The sequence below is a fragment of the Erwinia billingiae Eb661 genome, assembly GCF_000196615.1.
Lineage (GTDB): Bacteria > Pseudomonadota > Gammaproteobacteria > Enterobacterales > Enterobacteriaceae > Erwinia > Erwinia billingiae.
Genome location: NC_014306.1, coordinates 3,705,686 through 3,719,486, shown reverse-complemented (window position 1 = coordinate 3,719,486; position 13,801 = coordinate 3,705,686). Strand labels below are relative to the sequence as shown.

The following is a 13,801-nucleotide window of genomic DNA, read 5'->3' as shown; positions in this document are numbered from 1 at the left end:
GTCATCAACGAGACAAGCCGACCGCAGAGTCGGCTTTTTAATGGGTAAAACAAGGGGTAATACTATGACACGTCGTGCAATTGGCGTCAGCGAGCGGCCACCGCTGCTGCAAACCATCCCACTCAGCTTCCAGCACCTGTTTGCGATGTTTGGCGCTACCGTGCTGGTGCCAATCCTGTTCCATATCAATCCGGCCACGGTATTGCTGTTTAACGGCGTCGGCACCTTGCTCTATCTCTTTATCTGTAAGGGCAAAATCCCGGCTTACCTCGGTTCAAGCTTTGCCTTTATTTCTCCGGTGTTACTGCTGTTGCCGCTCGGGTATGAAGTGGCGCTCGGCGGCTTTATTCTCTGCGGCGTGCTGTTCTGCCTGGTGGCGTTGATTGTCAAAAAAGCTGGCACCGGCTGGCTGGACGTGATGTTCCCACCGGCGGCAATGGGCGCGATTGTGGCGGTTATCGGGCTGGAACTGGCGGGCGTGGCGGCGAAAATGGCCGGACTGCTGCCCGCTGACGGCGCTTCCGTTGACAGCAAAACCATTATCATCTCGATGGTGACGCTGGGCGTAACGGTGTTTGGCTCGGTGCTGTTCCGCGGCTTTCTGGCGATTATCCCGATCCTGATTGGGGTGATTGCCGGTTATGCGCTCTCTTCGGCGATGGGCATTGTCGACTGGTCTTCGGTAGAAGCCGCGCACTGGTTCGCGCTGCCCACCTTCTATACGCCGCGTTTCGAATGGTATGCGATGTTAACTATCCTGCCGGCCGCGCTGGTCGTGATTGCCGAGCATGTCGGTCATCTGGTGGTCACCGCCAACATCGTGAAAAAGGACCTGTTGAAAGATCCGGGTCTGCATCGCTCGATGTTTGCCAACGGCATTTCTACGGTCATCTCCGGCTTCTTTGGATCCACGCCCAACACCACCTACGGTGAAAATATTGGCGTAATGGCCATCACCCGCGTCTACAGCACCTGGGTGATTGGCGGCGCGGCCATTCTAGCGATCCTGCTGTCCTGCGTCGGTAAACTGGCCGCGGTGATCCAGGCGGTACCGGTGCCGGTTATGGGCGGCGTATCACTGCTGTTATACGGCGTGATTGGCGCTTCCGGTATTCGCGTGCTGATTGAGTCGAAGGTTGACTATAACAAGGCGCAGAACCTGATCCTGACCTCGGTAATCCTGATTATCGGCGTGAGCGGCGCATCGGTGCATATCGGTGCGGCGGAGCTGAAAGGCATGGCGCTGGCCACCATCATCGGCATTCTGCTGAGCCTGATCTTCAAGGCGATCGGCCTGATCCGCCCTGAAGAAGTGGTGCTCGATCCGCAGGATCGCGATCGCCTGTAAGCGACGGCAATCCGGCCTGCGTTTATTAACAGAAGAAAGTTGTGATAAACTCCAGCCGGATTTTGCCCGATCAACACTGAGGTGCTTCTGAACACACCGGCACAGCTGTCTTTGCCCTTGTATTTGCCCGATGACGAAACCTTCGCCAGCTTCTGGCCGGGGGAAAACCCGTCGCTGATTGCCGCGCTGCAAAGTGCGCTGCAACAGGAGCACGGCAGCTATTTTTATTTCTGGTCGCGTGAAGGGGGAGGTCGCAGCCATTTGCTGCATGCCGCCTGCGCCGAGCTCTCCGCCCGTGGCGAGGCCGTCGGCTATGTGCCGCTGGATAAGCGCACCTGGTTTGTGCCGGAAGTGCTGGATGGCATGGAGCAGCTGCCGCTGATTTGCATCGACAATATTGAATGCATTGCCGGGGATGAACCCTGGGAAATGGCGATTTTCGATCTCTATAACCGCATTCTGGAAACCGGCCGCACCCGCTTACTGATCACCGCCGATCGTCCTCCCCGCCAGTTAAACCTCAAGTTAGCCGATTTGGCTTCCCGCCTCGACTGGGGGCAGATTTATCGCCTGCAGCCGTTATCCGATGAGGATAAGTTACAGGCGCTGCAGCTGCGGGCCAGACTGCGAGGTTTTGAACTACCGGAAGACGTGGGCCGTTTTCTGCTGAAAAGGCTGGATCGGGAGATGCGCACGCTGTTTGAAACGCTTGATAAGCTGGACCGCGCTTCAATCAGTGCCCAGCGTAAGCTGACCATTCCTTTTGTGAAAGAAGCGCTCGGTCTGTAGTTCGGCAACGGGCCGCTGCGTCAGCCCGCCCGGATTAGGATCGCATATAAGGCTTGAACCGCTGCTGTAACTGACGCAGCTGATCGATTCTCGCATCATATCTTGCCTGCTTCAGGCTACCCAACGGCACCGAGGCACTGGCACTGCTCAGACTTCTGATCGCCTGATCGAGCTGGCCGTTCAGCGCCAAACTCTCCGCTCTGGCCGCTTGCTCTTCGTCGGTTAATCCCTGATCGGCACTGGCCTGCGCCAGTAAATCCCAGCCGTTAGGATCGTCTTTGTGCGCCCAGGTATAGCGATTGAGAATCTTGCTGGCTTCGGCCGGCTGCTTCGCTTCAACATAGGCATTCGCCAGGTTGAGCTGAACCACCGCGCTGGCACTGACGCCTTTCGCGGCCAGCAGCATCGAGATTGCCTGCTGCGGCTGATTAAGCCCGATATCAATATCGCTCATAATATCCAGATACCAGACGTTGTCCGGCTGCTTTGCCAGTAACGGCGCAATGATTTTTTTGGCATTGGCGAAGCTTTTGGCCTGTAAAAACTGCACGGCTTTACCGTACTGTCCCGCCGCCTGCTCCCGCGTGTTGCCTTTATTCAGCGTATCCAGCAGATCATCGGTTAGCTGGTTTTGTCCGGTGGAATACATGCCCAGCGCGCGGACTTTCGCCATGTAATAGTCTTGTGACGACTGCACCACCACCGGCTTCATCTGGTTGGCGCGGTTGCGGGCATCCGACAGGCGGCTATCCGGTAACGGGTGCGTCAACAGGATCTCCGGCGGCTTGGAGGAGAAGCGGGACTGATCGGCCAGTTTTTGCAGGAAGTTCGGCATTGCTTCTGGATCAAAGCCCGAGCGCTGCAACACCTGAATGCCGATGCGATCGGCTTCCTGCTCGTTTTGTTGGGTAAAGCTGATCACCCCTTGCTGCGCGCCCGCCAGCGTTCCGCTTAACGCCGCCATGCCCGCCTGCGGGCTGGCCATGGCCAATAGGATCGAGCCCAGCGCACCCACCCAGGTCAGCGGGGCATTGCGCTGCTGCTCTTCCATCGCGCGCGCCAGGTGTCGTTGGGTGACGTGCGAGATTTCGTGCGCCATCACCGAGGCCAGCTGGCTTTCATTGTCGGTATAGCGGAAGAGGGCAGAGTGCAGCACCACATTGCCGCCAAAGAAGGCGAAGGCGTTAATTTCATCATTACGGATAAGGAAGAAGTGGAACGGCGTTTTTACCGACCAGGCGTGAGCGACCAGCCGTTGGCCTAACTGATTGATGTAGTCGTTTAACAGCGGGTCGTTGATCAACGGCGCGCTGCCACGCAGCTGGCGCACATAGAAGTCACCCATCTGCATTTCCTGGCCGATGGAAAGCGTATTGCCTGCCGTGGTACCGATATCCGGCAGATTGTCGCTGACGTCCGCTTTCAACGGCAGTGAAGCGGCCGAAAGAGAAAAGATGAGTGAGGCCAGAGCACACTTCTTCAATCTACTGATCATGCGGAATCCCATTCTGATGACGTCTTCTTTCGACCGACAGTCTGACCAAATGTTCTGGCAGCCGTGGGCAATCGTTGCACTTTTCGCAGGGTATCTTAATCACAAGTCAGTCGGAAGGAAACGGTTGCAACAGACGGTTACTGAATGATTTTCTGCAAAACGGCCATTATTGCCGTAAAAAATTGACTATCTCATCGCAAACCCCAATTACGCGGCTTAACGCACTTTGCTCTGAGCACAACAGGCAGCGCCTGATATTTCTGCTTTTACTGCGTCCCCGATCACAAATAAATTTTACCAATCGGCGAATCATAACTGTGCTTTCCTTAAAGTTAGGTAAATTTATTCAATTAATCTGATGATGGCATGGAATTTGATTAGGTTTAGTCCTAAAAATACCCCCAATGAACCGGGGAGTGAACGAGGTGTTTATTAGCATAATTGCTTTATTTGGACTGATATCAGAAATTAAATCGTGCCAATAATTAATTTATTTGTTAACTAACAGTACCATTAATAACTTAAGTTAAATTTTAATTCTGGATATTAACCATGACGATAAAAAATATACTCTATTTAATGGGCTGAGCACTGGCTGGATCTTTGCGCAACCTGTTGTAATCAGTAACTTTCAATATTTTTTTGATATTGCATAATATCAATGATTTCATCGCTAAACTAATTGCGCTCTTATGCTTTTTTCAGCCGCAAACAATTCGTCAAAGCTATGGTATAGATCCTGTTATCGCCGCAGTTGGCGACACTCTACAGCCTTTTTATCCGTGAGCCATCTGACTCGTTGCCCTGTTGCGGAGAGCATCCTATGCGTCCTGTCGTATCCTATTTAGTCATCGCTGTTGTAGCCGGTTTTGTCGGCGCCAGTTTTTCAAAGGCCCCCGATATTGCCGATAAAATCAGTGCCCGTTTTGGCACCCCGGCTGCCGATCCCGCAGGTTTCTGGTCAACTCCAACCATTGAGGGTTACGGCAAAATTCATTACGAATCAGACGTGGCGTATAAACCGGCTGTGGGTGAGAGTAATAAAATCGTTTTCCAGATCACCAAAGCGGAAAATGGCCCCAACGATCCTAATCTCGGCCTGGAGCGTGTTGCCAGGGTTGTGAATCTGTATGTCGCTTCTGGCGTGCCGGTCGACCAGCTGAAGTTCGTGGTTTCTGTCACCGGTGATGGCACCCCGGCGATGTTAAATAACGAACAGTATAAAAAAATGTTTGGTATGGATAATCCTAACCTGAAGCTCATCAGCCAGCTGCGGGCCAAAGGAGTGGATGTCTCGGTCTGCGATCAGTCTGTCGCCTTCCACCATTTCCAGCATGACTGGATCGATAAATCCGTTACCCATGCGCTGTCCAGCCCGACCACGGTTTCAACCCTGGAAAACCAGGGCTATGCCTTCCTCGCGATGTAATTCTGCTGTCCCTGCGATAACGCGGGCCGCTGGCCCGCAAATCCGCACTCAGGCTTCTGCCGCCTTTCGTTGATCACCTTCCCTGAGCCGCTGCACGGCCCATTCTGCGATCATTTTTCTGTCATAAATCGTTGTTAACTTGCCTGCCATGAGATCGATCTCATGGTGAAAAGGTGAGCGAATGACGGATTTATTGCGGGTAGCAAAACTGGCGGGCGTTTCACGCGCTACGGCAGCACGGGCTTTCTCTTCGCCTGAGCTGGTGCGTGAAGAGACCCGGCTGAAAGTATTTGCTGCGTCAGATGCGCTTGGCTTCCGGCCAAATCTTATTGCCCGCCAGCTCCGCACCCAATCTTCCCGCACGCTGGGGGTGTTGTTGCCTTCGTTAAGTAACCCCGTTTTTGCTGAACAGCTTCAGGCGATGGAAGTGGCTGCTCAGCAAAGAGGCTACGGGCTGCTGATTGCCACCAGTGATTATCAGCCGCAGCGCGAAGCGGACATCGTGGAAAATATGCTCCGCCAGCGCGTTGATGGGCTGGTGCTGACCGTCGCCGATGCCGACAGCAGCCAGGTTCTCGCCAACCTTCAGCGGGAAGATGTGCCGGTGGTCTTGGTCCACAACGCGCCGCAAAAAATCACGCTGCCGTCGGTGTGTGTTGATAACCGCCAGGCCATGCGTCAGGCCACCGGGCACCTGCTTGGCCTTGGGCATCGCCACATCGGCATGATTGCCGGGCCAATCCTGCAATCTGACCGCGCGCTTCAGCGTTATCAGGGCTACTGCGATGCGATGAACGCCGCCGGTCTGACGCCCGCCGCGGTGCTGGAAATGCCCAGCCATACCCGTTCAGACCTGCAGACGCTGCAACCCGCCTTACAGGGCCATCAGGCGATGACCGCGCTGCTCTGCACTAACGATCTGCTGGCCATAAGCGTGATCGGCGAGCTGCTTCGTGCGGGCTATCGCGTACCGCAGCAAATTTCAATTATTGGCTTCGACGGAATCGATCTCGGGCGGCTGGTTTATCCCTCGCTCAGTTCCGTGGTGCAACCTTTACAGAACATGGGAACGCAGGCCATTGCCCATCTGCTGGCATTAATTGCCGGTCAGCGTCCGGATCCTGTTGCGCCGCTACCGGTGCAACTGCGGTTGGGTGAAAGCATCGCGCCGCCGCCAGTTCTGCCTTTGCCTTAACCTTTTTTTATTACACCAACATCCGGGAAAACTTATGTTACAGCGTAAACAGTTCAGCAAGATTGCCGTCGCCGCGCTGCTGGCGGGGAGTGCAATGGTCAGCCAGCTGGCGTCAGCAGCCGATGCCATTTGTTATAACTGCCCGCCAGAATGGGCTGACTGGGGCACGCAGTTAAAAGCGATTGCCACCGATACCGGCATCAACGTGCCGCAGGACAATAAAAACTCCGGTCAGGCGCTGGCACAGATGGTGGCGGAAAAAGCCAACCCGGTGGCCGATGTGGCCTATCTGGGCGTCACCTTTGGTATTCAGGCGGCAAAATCGGGCGTGGTGGAGGCGTATAAGCCCGCCGGATGGAACGCGATCCCGGCTGGCATGAAGGATCCAGACGGGAAGTGGGTCGCGCTGCACTCTGGCACCATGGGCTTTATGGTCAATGTCGATGCCTTAGGCGGCTTGCCGGTGCCGCAATCCTGGAATGACCTGTTGAAGCCGGAATATAAAGGCATGATTGGCTTCCTCGACCCTTCCAGCGCGTTCGTCGGTTACGTGGGCGCGGTCGCCGCGAACCTGGCGATGGGCGGCACCCTGCAGGACTTCGGACCTGGCCTGGCGTACTTTAAAAAACTGTCAGCCAATAAGCCGATTGTGCCGAAGCAAACCGCCTATGCGCGTCTGCTGTCCGGCGAAATCCCAATCCTGCTGGATTATGACTTCAATGCCTATCGCGCGAAATACACCGACCATGCCAACGTCGCCTTTGTGATCCCGCAAGAGGGGACCATTACCGTGCCGTACGTCATCAGCCTGGTAAAAAACGCGCCACACGCGGATAACGGCAAAAAGGTGATTGATTACGTGCTGTCCGACAAAGGGCAGGCGATTTGGGCCAATGCTTATCTGCGCCCGGTCCGGCCGGAAGCGATGTCGGCTGAGGCGAAGAAACGCTTCCTGCCTGACAGTGATTATGCCCGCGCCAAAACCGTCGATTATCAGCAGATGGCTGACGCGCAAAAAGCCTTTTCCGCGCGTTATCTGAGTGAGATCCAGTAATGTCTGCGCCATTAGTCAGCAGCGGTTCGCGTCCCCATGTCGGGGCGCGCGCCGCGCCATTTCTCCGCCGGATAAAGGTGCAGTGGATGCTGGTTCCCGCCCTGTTGTTTTTTGCGGCGTTCTGGCTGCTGCCTTTCGCCACCCTGATCATGATGGGCACCGAAGCCGATAACAGCACCGGTGTGAATGCGTACTGGACCATTCTGACGCAGCCGCAATACCTGCGCAGCCTCGGGGTGACGGTACTGCTGTCGCTGTTGGTTTCCCTGTTGGCGGTGGCGATTTGTGCCATCGTCGGCTGTTTTCTGGCGCGTCACCGCTTTGCCGGGCGCTCGCTGTTGCTGGCGGTGTTAACTTTCCCGCTGGCTTTTCCAGGCGTGGTGGTGGGCTTTCTGGTGGTGATGTTGGCGGGACGCCAGGGGCTGATTGCGCAAATTAGCCTGACGTTGTTCGGCGAACGCTGGATGTTTGCCTATTCGCTGGCGGGGCTGTTCGTGGGCTATCTCTATTTCTCCATCCCTCGCGTGGTGATGACGCTGGTCGCCGCCTGCGAAAAACTCGATCCGTCGCTGGAGGAGGCAGCGCGATCCCTTGGTGCCAGCCAGTGGCGAGTGGTGTGGGATGTGATCGTGCCGGGGATCTCGCCGGCACTGTTTTCCAGCGGCGCCATCTGCTTTGCCACCAGTATGGGTGCTTTTGGCACCGCGTTTACTCTTGGCACCGACCTGAAGGTTTTGCCGCTGACGATTTACGGTGAGTTCACCAATTACGCCAATTTTGCCACGGCGGCCGCATTGTCCGTGGCGATGGGCGGTGTCGCCTGGCTGGCGTTGATTCTGGCGCGCTGGCTGGCCGGTGAACATAAGGAGATGGCGTAATGAAACGCACCGGACTGTTCTGGTTACAGCTGATTTTCACGCTCAGCCTGTGCCTGTTTATGGTGGTACCCATCGTCCTTTCGCTGCTGGCAGGGGTGACGGAGAACTATTTTATCGGGCTGAAAAGCGGGCTGACGCTGCGCTGGGTTGCCCAGGTTTGGGAGCTGTACGCCGGCACGATCTGGCTGTCGCTACTGATCGCCGTCAGCTGCCTCGGTTGCGTGTTGGTATTAGGCGTGCCAGCCGCATGGGGATTACTGAAAACCCCCTCACGTTGGGCCAGCCGCATTGAAGAGTTTCTGTTGCTGCCGGTGGCATTACCCGGACTGGCCACGGCGCTCGGCCTGATTGTCATTTATGGCGGCTTCCACGGTTTACGCAGCAGCTGGCTGTTTATTTTGATCGGCCATGTGCTGTTCACTCTGCCCTTTATGGTGCGTCCGGTCCTGTCGGTGATGCGCGCCAGCCAGCTGCTGCAGCTGGAAGAAGCGGCCGCCAGCCTGGGCGCCGGTTTCTGGCGTCGGTTCTTTACCGTCATCGTACCGAACTGCCGTAACGGCATTCTTGCCGGGGCATTTATGGTGCTGACGCTGTCGATAGGTGAATTCAATATCACCTGGATGCTGCACACGCCGCTGACGAAAACGCTGCCGGTGGGTCTGGCGGACAGCTATGCCTCAATGCGTCTGGAAGTGGGCTCGGCCTATACCCTGATTTTCCTCGCGATTATTTTGCCGCTGTTGCTGGCGCTGAGCTGGGTCACCCAGTTTGCTCAGCGCCGGGCAGATGCGCGAGCGTTACCCGTTAAGGAAACCGTCTGATGGCAGACTCCCTGAGTATTCATTTACGTCACTGTTCACGCACTTTTGCCGGCGGTTCAGTGGCATTGCACCCGTTGGATCTCGACATTGTGGCTGGCGAAACGCTGGTGCTGCTGGGACCGTCTGGCTGCGGGAAAACCACCACGCTGCGCATCATCAGCGGCCTGGAAACGCCAGACGCTGGCGGTGAAGTCTGGTTTGGCGATCGTAACGTCACCCACTTGCCGATTGAGAAGCGCAATGTTGGCATGGTGTTCCAGAACTATGCGCTGTTCCCCAATTTAAACGTGGCGGATAACGTCGGCTACGGCCTGCGTATTCAGGGTGTGCCCAAAGCGGAACGGCAGGAAAGGGTGGATGAGATGCTGGCGATGGTCGATCTGTTGCCCTTTGCTCATCGCCCGGTGCAGGCGCTTTCCGGTGGGCAAAAGCAGCGCGTGTCGCTGGCCCGCGCATTGGCAGCCCGGCCAAAGGTTCTGTTGTTTGATGAGCCGCTGGCGGCGCTTGATGTGAAGCTGCGTGAGCGCCTGCGTGAGGATATCGGCCATCTGCTGAGAACGCTGGCCATCACTGCCGTCTATGTCACGCACGATCAGCAGGAAGCAATGGCGTTGGGCGACCGGATTGCGGTGCTTGAGCGTGGACGGATCGCGCAGATCGACACGCCGCGTGCCATTTATCAGCAGCCTGCCACCCGGTTTGTCGCTGATTTTGTCGGTGCCATCAACTGCATTCAGCCAGCCGGATACGGCACGCCGGCCCGTTTCTGCCGGCCTGAAGATATTCAGCTTGGTCAGCCGGATGCCGGTCTGCGTCAGGGCCGTATCGTCGAACAACTGTTTCTCGGTGCCAGCCAGCGCTTGCTGATTGATATCGGCAGCGAAAAACCGATTCAGGTCGAACGTTCTGCCCGTGAGGTCTGGCAGACCGGTCAGAGGGTAGGATTGATCATCACCGACGAACGGGTGATGCATTTTTAATTCGGGATTAAGGGATCGTTATTTTGACTCAGCAAGCGGTGTTACTGGCCCAGATCAGTGATTTACACATTAAAGCCCACGGCAAATTGTCCTACCGCAAAGTGGATACCCTTGGTGCATTACGCCAGGTGATTGCCCGACTGAATGCGCTGTTGCCACGCCCTGATGCGGTGGTGATTACCGGCGATCTGGTCGACTTTGGCCACGAAGAAGAGTATCTGACGCTGAAGGAAGCGTTATCCCACCTTGAATTGCCGTACTGGCTGATGGCGGGCAATCACGACGATCGTCAGATGATGCGAAAAATCTTTGCCGACCAAACGCATCTTTTTCAGCACCACGAATTCATTGAGTGGGAAGGCGAATGCGGGCCGTTACGCCTGCTGGCACTGGATTCCACCGTGCCACAGCAACCGCAAGGGGAACTCTGCGAAGAACGTCTGGGCTGGCTGTCTGACAGGCTAAAGGAACAACCGCTGCGGCCGACAATAGTGATGCTGCACCATCCACCGTTTATCAGTGGGATTGACCATATGGATCGCCAGCGGCTGCGTAATCCCCAGCCGTTAGCTGCGGTGATCAAGGGCCATCCGCAGGTGGAAAGGGTGCTGTGCGGGCATCTTCATCGCAGTATGCAGGTCAGGTTTGCCGGTACGCTGGCGTGCAGCGCGCCAGGTGTATCCCATCAGGTGGCGTTTGATTTGCAAACCGACGGCCCGGCCAACTTCTGCCTGGAGCCCGCCGGTTATTTACTGCACCGCTGGACGCCGGAGCAGGGGGTGGTCACCCATCAGTGCGTCGTCGGGCAATTTGATGGCCCTTATCCCTTCTATGATGCCAACGGGCTTATCGATTAAACCAAATTATTATTGGTATAAAGGGCGTCAGAATATTCCCAAAACGAACGAGAGGTGTACAATTGGCGTGTGCTTTACCAGGGCATAACACGCACTTATCAAATGCGCACATAAAATAATAAGGCGCTACATTATGAAACGTCTCACCGAGGTGAGTCCATGTTGAGGCTAAGTCGCCCCAAGACGGACTTACGCACGCTTATTACATTATTAGCCGTGGCCAGCATCGTGATTACACTGGCCAACTCACTGTACGCCACCTGGCGAGTACAGCGTGAAGTGCTGATCAATAATACGCTCGAATCCAACCGCGTTTACGCCACGAAACTGGCCTCCACCACTGAAATGTTTTTTCAGCTGGCGCAGTCACAGCTGGCGTTCAGTGCCAAAGTGCTGGGCGACGGTATGGATAACGATGCGGCGTTGCAAAGTGAGGTCGATCGCCTGCGCGAACAGACTAACAGCTTTAACTCGGTGGTGATTGTCGACGCCAATGGCTGGGTGAAAGCGATTTCGCCCGAGTCTCTGATGCTGAAAGGCATGCATCTGACCAGCAGCAGCACCACGCAGGCACTGGCTGAGCGCAAACCGCTGATCGGCAAACCGAGCATTTCGGCGGCCAACAACCTGATGGTGTTTGTCTCTTATCCTGTCTGGTCAAAAACCGGCAGCTATCTGGGCTTTGTCGGCGGCACGATCTACCTGAAGAAAAAAAGTATTCTGAATGAATTGCTCGGCGAGCAGTTCTACCGCGATGGTTCGTCACTGTATGTGGTTGATGGCGACAACCGGGTGCTCTACCACCAGAACGCCAAACTGATTGGGCAGAAAATTGCCCCGCTGATCGCGGACGATGTCCGGGAGAAGAACAGCAACGGCTACCAGCAGATCCCGAAAGCCAGCGGCGAACCGATGCTGGCAGGTTACGCCACGGTCTCCACGCCGGGCTGGACCATCGTCGCGCTTAAACCGACGCAGACCACCCTTGAACCGCTGAACAGCCTGTTGATGAAGGTGCTGCAGCATTCGGTTCCCTTCGCGCTACTGACCCTGATTTGTGCCTGGATCCTTGCGCGCCTGATTGCGTTACCGCTATGGCAACTGGCCCGTAAGGCCAGCCAGATGGACGCGCCAGGCGTGTCGAAAGAGATTAACGGCATCCGCTCCTGGTATTATGAATCGTCGCAAATCAAACGCGCGATGCTGGCCGGGATTGGTTTGTTGCAGGATAAAATCGGCCGGCTGAAGTTCGAAGTGCAGACCGATCCAATGACCGAACTGCTTAACCGTCGCGGCCTGAACGCGGTGCTGGAATATTTCCTCGCGACCCGTCAGCCGTTTGCCGTGCTGGCGGTGGACATCGATCACTTTAAGCGGGTGAACGATACCTGGGGTCATGATGTGGGCGATAACGTGATTAAAAGCGTCGCCGATCAGCTGGGTAATAGCTCCCGACAGACCGACGTTGTCTGCCGTAACGGCGGGGAAGAGTTTCTGATGATCATGCCTGGCGCCGATCGTGATGTGGCGATGGCGATTGCCGAGCGCGTCAGAAGAAAGATTGAGCAGCTGGAATTACCGACCGTTGGGCATATTTCGATTTCGATTGGCGTGGCGTTCTGGTCACCGGATGAAATCTCGATGGAGCGGGTGTTCAAGCAGGCTGATGATGCGCTTTATCAGGCGAAAAATGCCGGACGTAACCGTGTTATAGCCAGCCAGCCAGAACCGCAGCTTGAGATGCACCCGCAACGTCACAGCGGCTAATCCTCACCCGTCCGGCCTGGCATCCCGCCACGCCGGACAGCCACGCGACAGAGCCTCACCCTTCAGGTAGACTGTTTCCCCCCTTAGTACGCAAGGACGTTTCACATGCTGGACCTCTTAATTCAGTGGTATCGCCGCCGCTTCAGCGATCCACAGGCTATCGCCTTGCTGGCCATCCTGATCGCCGCCTTTTGTATTCTGTTTTTCTTTAACGGCCTGCTGGCCCCGCTGCTGGTGGCGTTAGTGGTGGCGTATCTGCTGGAGTGGCCAACGGTGCGCCTCGAACGCCTGGGCTGTTCCCGTACCTGGGCGACCGCCATCATCCTGATTATCTTTGCCTCTTTATTAATGGTGTTAGTGCTGGTGGTCGCGCCCGTTGCCTGGCAACAGGGGATTAACCTGGCGCATGAACTGCCGACCATGCTTAACGGCCTGTATCACTATGCCACCCGCTTACCGGAGCGCTTCCCAACGCTGATGGACGTGGGCATCGTCGATATCGTGGTGGAGAACCTGCGCAGCCGCCTGAGCGGCATGGGCGACCAGCTGGTGAAGTACTCGCTGGCTTCGCTGGTGGGCATTATGACCCTGGCGATTTATCTGGTGCTGGTGCCGCTGATGGTGTTCTTCCTGCTGAAGGACAAAGATCAGATGCTGGCGGCCATCAGCCGCGTTCTGCCGCGCAACCGTGGCCTGGCCGGTCAGGTGTGGGCAGAGATGAACCAGCAGGTCTCCAACTACATTCGCGGCAAAGTGCTGGAGATGGTGGTGGTCGGTATCGCCACCTGGATTGGCTTCCTCGCGATCGGCATGAACTATGCGCTGCTGCTGGCGGTGTTGGTTGGCTTCTCGGTGCTGATCCCGTATGTCGGCGCGCTGGCGGTGACCATTCCGGTCATCGGCGTGGGCCTGGCACAATGGGGCCTCGGCGGCGACTTCTGGACGATGATTATCGTCTATCTGATTATTCAGGGGCTGGACGGCAATATTCTGGTGCCGGTGCTGTTCTCAGAAGCGGTCAATCTGCATCCGCTGGTGATCATTCTGTCGGTGGTGATATTTGGCGGGCTGTGGGGATTCTGGGGGGTGTTCTTCGCCATTCCGCTGGCCACGCTGATCAAAGCGGTGGTGCATGCCTGGCCTGATGAGCTGAACGTCGAGCCGAAAAAACGCACATAGCGGGATAAG

General features: G+C 56.2%; 12 protein-coding genes. 11 read left to right on the top strand and 1 reads right to left on the bottom strand.

The genetic code is table 11. The features are described from left to right. Positions 1 to 64 precede the first annotated feature (64 nt). Positions 65 to 1,348, top strand: coding sequence for a uracil permease (uraA, locus tag EBC_RS18460; protein WP_013203368.1), 1,284 nt, complete (start codon positions 65 to 67; stop codon positions 1,346 to 1,348). 87 nt (positions 1,349 to 1,435) lie between these two features. Further along, complete coding sequence (gene hda, locus EBC_RS18455) at positions 1,436 to 2,137, top strand: DnaA inactivator Hda (RefSeq protein ID WP_219845779.1); 702 nt, start codon at positions 1,436 to 1,438, stop codon at positions 2,135 to 2,137. Between the two features lie 34 nt (positions 2,138 to 2,171). Here the strand turns inward: hda and bepA are convergent, their stop codons facing one another. Next, positions 2,172 to 3,632 carry a beta-barrel assembly-enhancing protease gene (gene bepA, locus EBC_RS18450; protein ID WP_041692383.1) on the bottom strand — a complete coding sequence of 487 codons (1,461 nt, stop codon included), beginning with the start codon at positions 3,630 to 3,632 and terminating at the stop codon, positions 2,172 to 2,174. A gap of 823 nt (positions 3,633 to 4,455) precedes the next feature. Here bepA and EBC_RS18445 point away from each other — a divergent pair. The 9 genes from EBC_RS18445 (at position 4,456) to EBC_RS18405 (ending at position 13,792) form a co-directional block, all read left to right on the top strand. Then, on the top strand, positions 4,456 to 5,061 hold the full coding sequence (locus EBC_RS18445; RefSeq protein WP_013203365.1) for a DsrE family protein: 606 nt from the start codon (positions 4,456 to 4,458) through the stop codon (positions 5,059 to 5,061). A 181-nt stretch (positions 5,062 to 5,242) separates the two neighbouring features. Then, a complete protein-coding gene (locus tag EBC_RS18440) occupies positions 5,243 to 6,256 on the top strand; it encodes a LacI family DNA-binding transcriptional regulator (protein WP_013203364.1) in 1,014 nt (337 codons plus the stop codon). 34 nt (positions 6,257 to 6,290) lie between these two features. Then, on the top strand, positions 6,291 to 7,310 hold the full coding sequence (locus EBC_RS18435) for an ABC transporter substrate-binding protein (protein ID WP_013203363.1): 1,020 nt from the start codon (positions 6,291 to 6,293) through the stop codon (positions 7,308 to 7,310). Beyond that, a complete protein-coding gene (locus tag EBC_RS18430) occupies positions 7,310 to 8,188 on the top strand; it encodes an ABC transporter permease (protein ID WP_041692095.1) in 879 nt (292 codons plus the stop codon). The genes EBC_RS18435 and EBC_RS18430 overlap by 1 nt, the downstream gene beginning before the upstream one ends. Next, a complete protein-coding gene (locus EBC_RS18425) occupies positions 8,188 to 9,009 on the top strand; it encodes an ABC transporter permease (RefSeq protein ID WP_013203361.1) in 822 nt (273 codons plus the stop codon). The genes EBC_RS18430 and EBC_RS18425 overlap by 1 nt, the downstream gene beginning before the upstream one ends. Continuing rightward, positions 9,009 to 9,989 (top strand): ABC transporter ATP-binding protein, encoded by a 981-nt coding sequence (locus EBC_RS18420; RefSeq protein WP_013203360.1) that lies wholly within the window; start codon positions 9,009 to 9,011, stop codon positions 9,987 to 9,989. Before EBC_RS18425 ends, EBC_RS18420 begins: the two co-directional genes overlap by 1 nt. Before the next feature lie 23 nt (positions 9,990 to 10,012). After that, complete coding sequence (locus EBC_RS18415) at positions 10,013 to 10,846, top strand: phosphodiesterase (protein WP_013203359.1); 834 nt, start codon at positions 10,013 to 10,015, stop codon at positions 10,844 to 10,846. Between the two features lie 159 nt (positions 10,847 to 11,005). Continuing rightward, a complete protein-coding gene (locus tag EBC_RS18410) occupies positions 11,006 to 12,613 on the top strand; it encodes a sensor domain-containing diguanylate cyclase (protein WP_013203358.1) in 1,608 nt (535 codons plus the stop codon). 105 nt (positions 12,614 to 12,718) lie between these two features. Next, the gene (locus EBC_RS18405) at positions 12,719 to 13,792 is read left to right on the top strand and encodes an AI-2E family transporter (protein ID WP_013203357.1); all 1,074 of its coding nucleotides are present in this window, start codon (positions 12,719 to 12,721) and stop codon (positions 13,790 to 13,792) included. The last annotated feature ends 9 nt before the right edge of the window (positions 13,793 to 13,801 follow it).

Coding starts and splice junctions, on each gene's coding strand:
- uraA (WP_013203368.1), top strand. CDS start 65: ATGACACGTCGTGCAATTGGCGTCAGCGAGCGGCCACCGCTGCTGCAA.
- bepA (WP_041692383.1), bottom strand. CDS start 3,632: ATGATCAGTAGATTGAAGAAGTGTGCTCTGGCCTCACTCATCTTTTCT.
- EBC_RS18445 (WP_013203365.1), top strand. CDS start 4,456: ATGCGTCCTGTCGTATCCTATTTAGTCATCGCTGTTGTAGCCGGTTTT.
- EBC_RS18440 (WP_013203364.1), top strand. CDS start 5,243: ATGACGGATTTATTGCGGGTAGCAAAACTGGCGGGCGTTTCACGCGCT.
- EBC_RS18435 (WP_013203363.1), top strand. CDS start 6,291: ATGTTACAGCGTAAACAGTTCAGCAAGATTGCCGTCGCCGCGCTGCTG.
- EBC_RS18430 (WP_041692095.1), top strand. CDS start 7,310: ATGTCTGCGCCATTAGTCAGCAGCGGTTCGCGTCCCCATGTCGGGGCG.
- EBC_RS18425 (WP_013203361.1), top strand. CDS start 8,188: ATGAAACGCACCGGACTGTTCTGGTTACAGCTGATTTTCACGCTCAGC.
- EBC_RS18420 (WP_013203360.1), top strand. CDS start 9,009: ATGGCAGACTCCCTGAGTATTCATTTACGTCACTGTTCACGCACTTTT.
- EBC_RS18410 (WP_013203358.1), top strand. CDS start 11,006: ATGTTGAGGCTAAGTCGCCCCAAGACGGACTTACGCACGCTTATTACA.
- EBC_RS18405 (WP_013203357.1), top strand. CDS start 12,719: ATGCTGGACCTCTTAATTCAGTGGTATCGCCGCCGCTTCAGCGATCCA.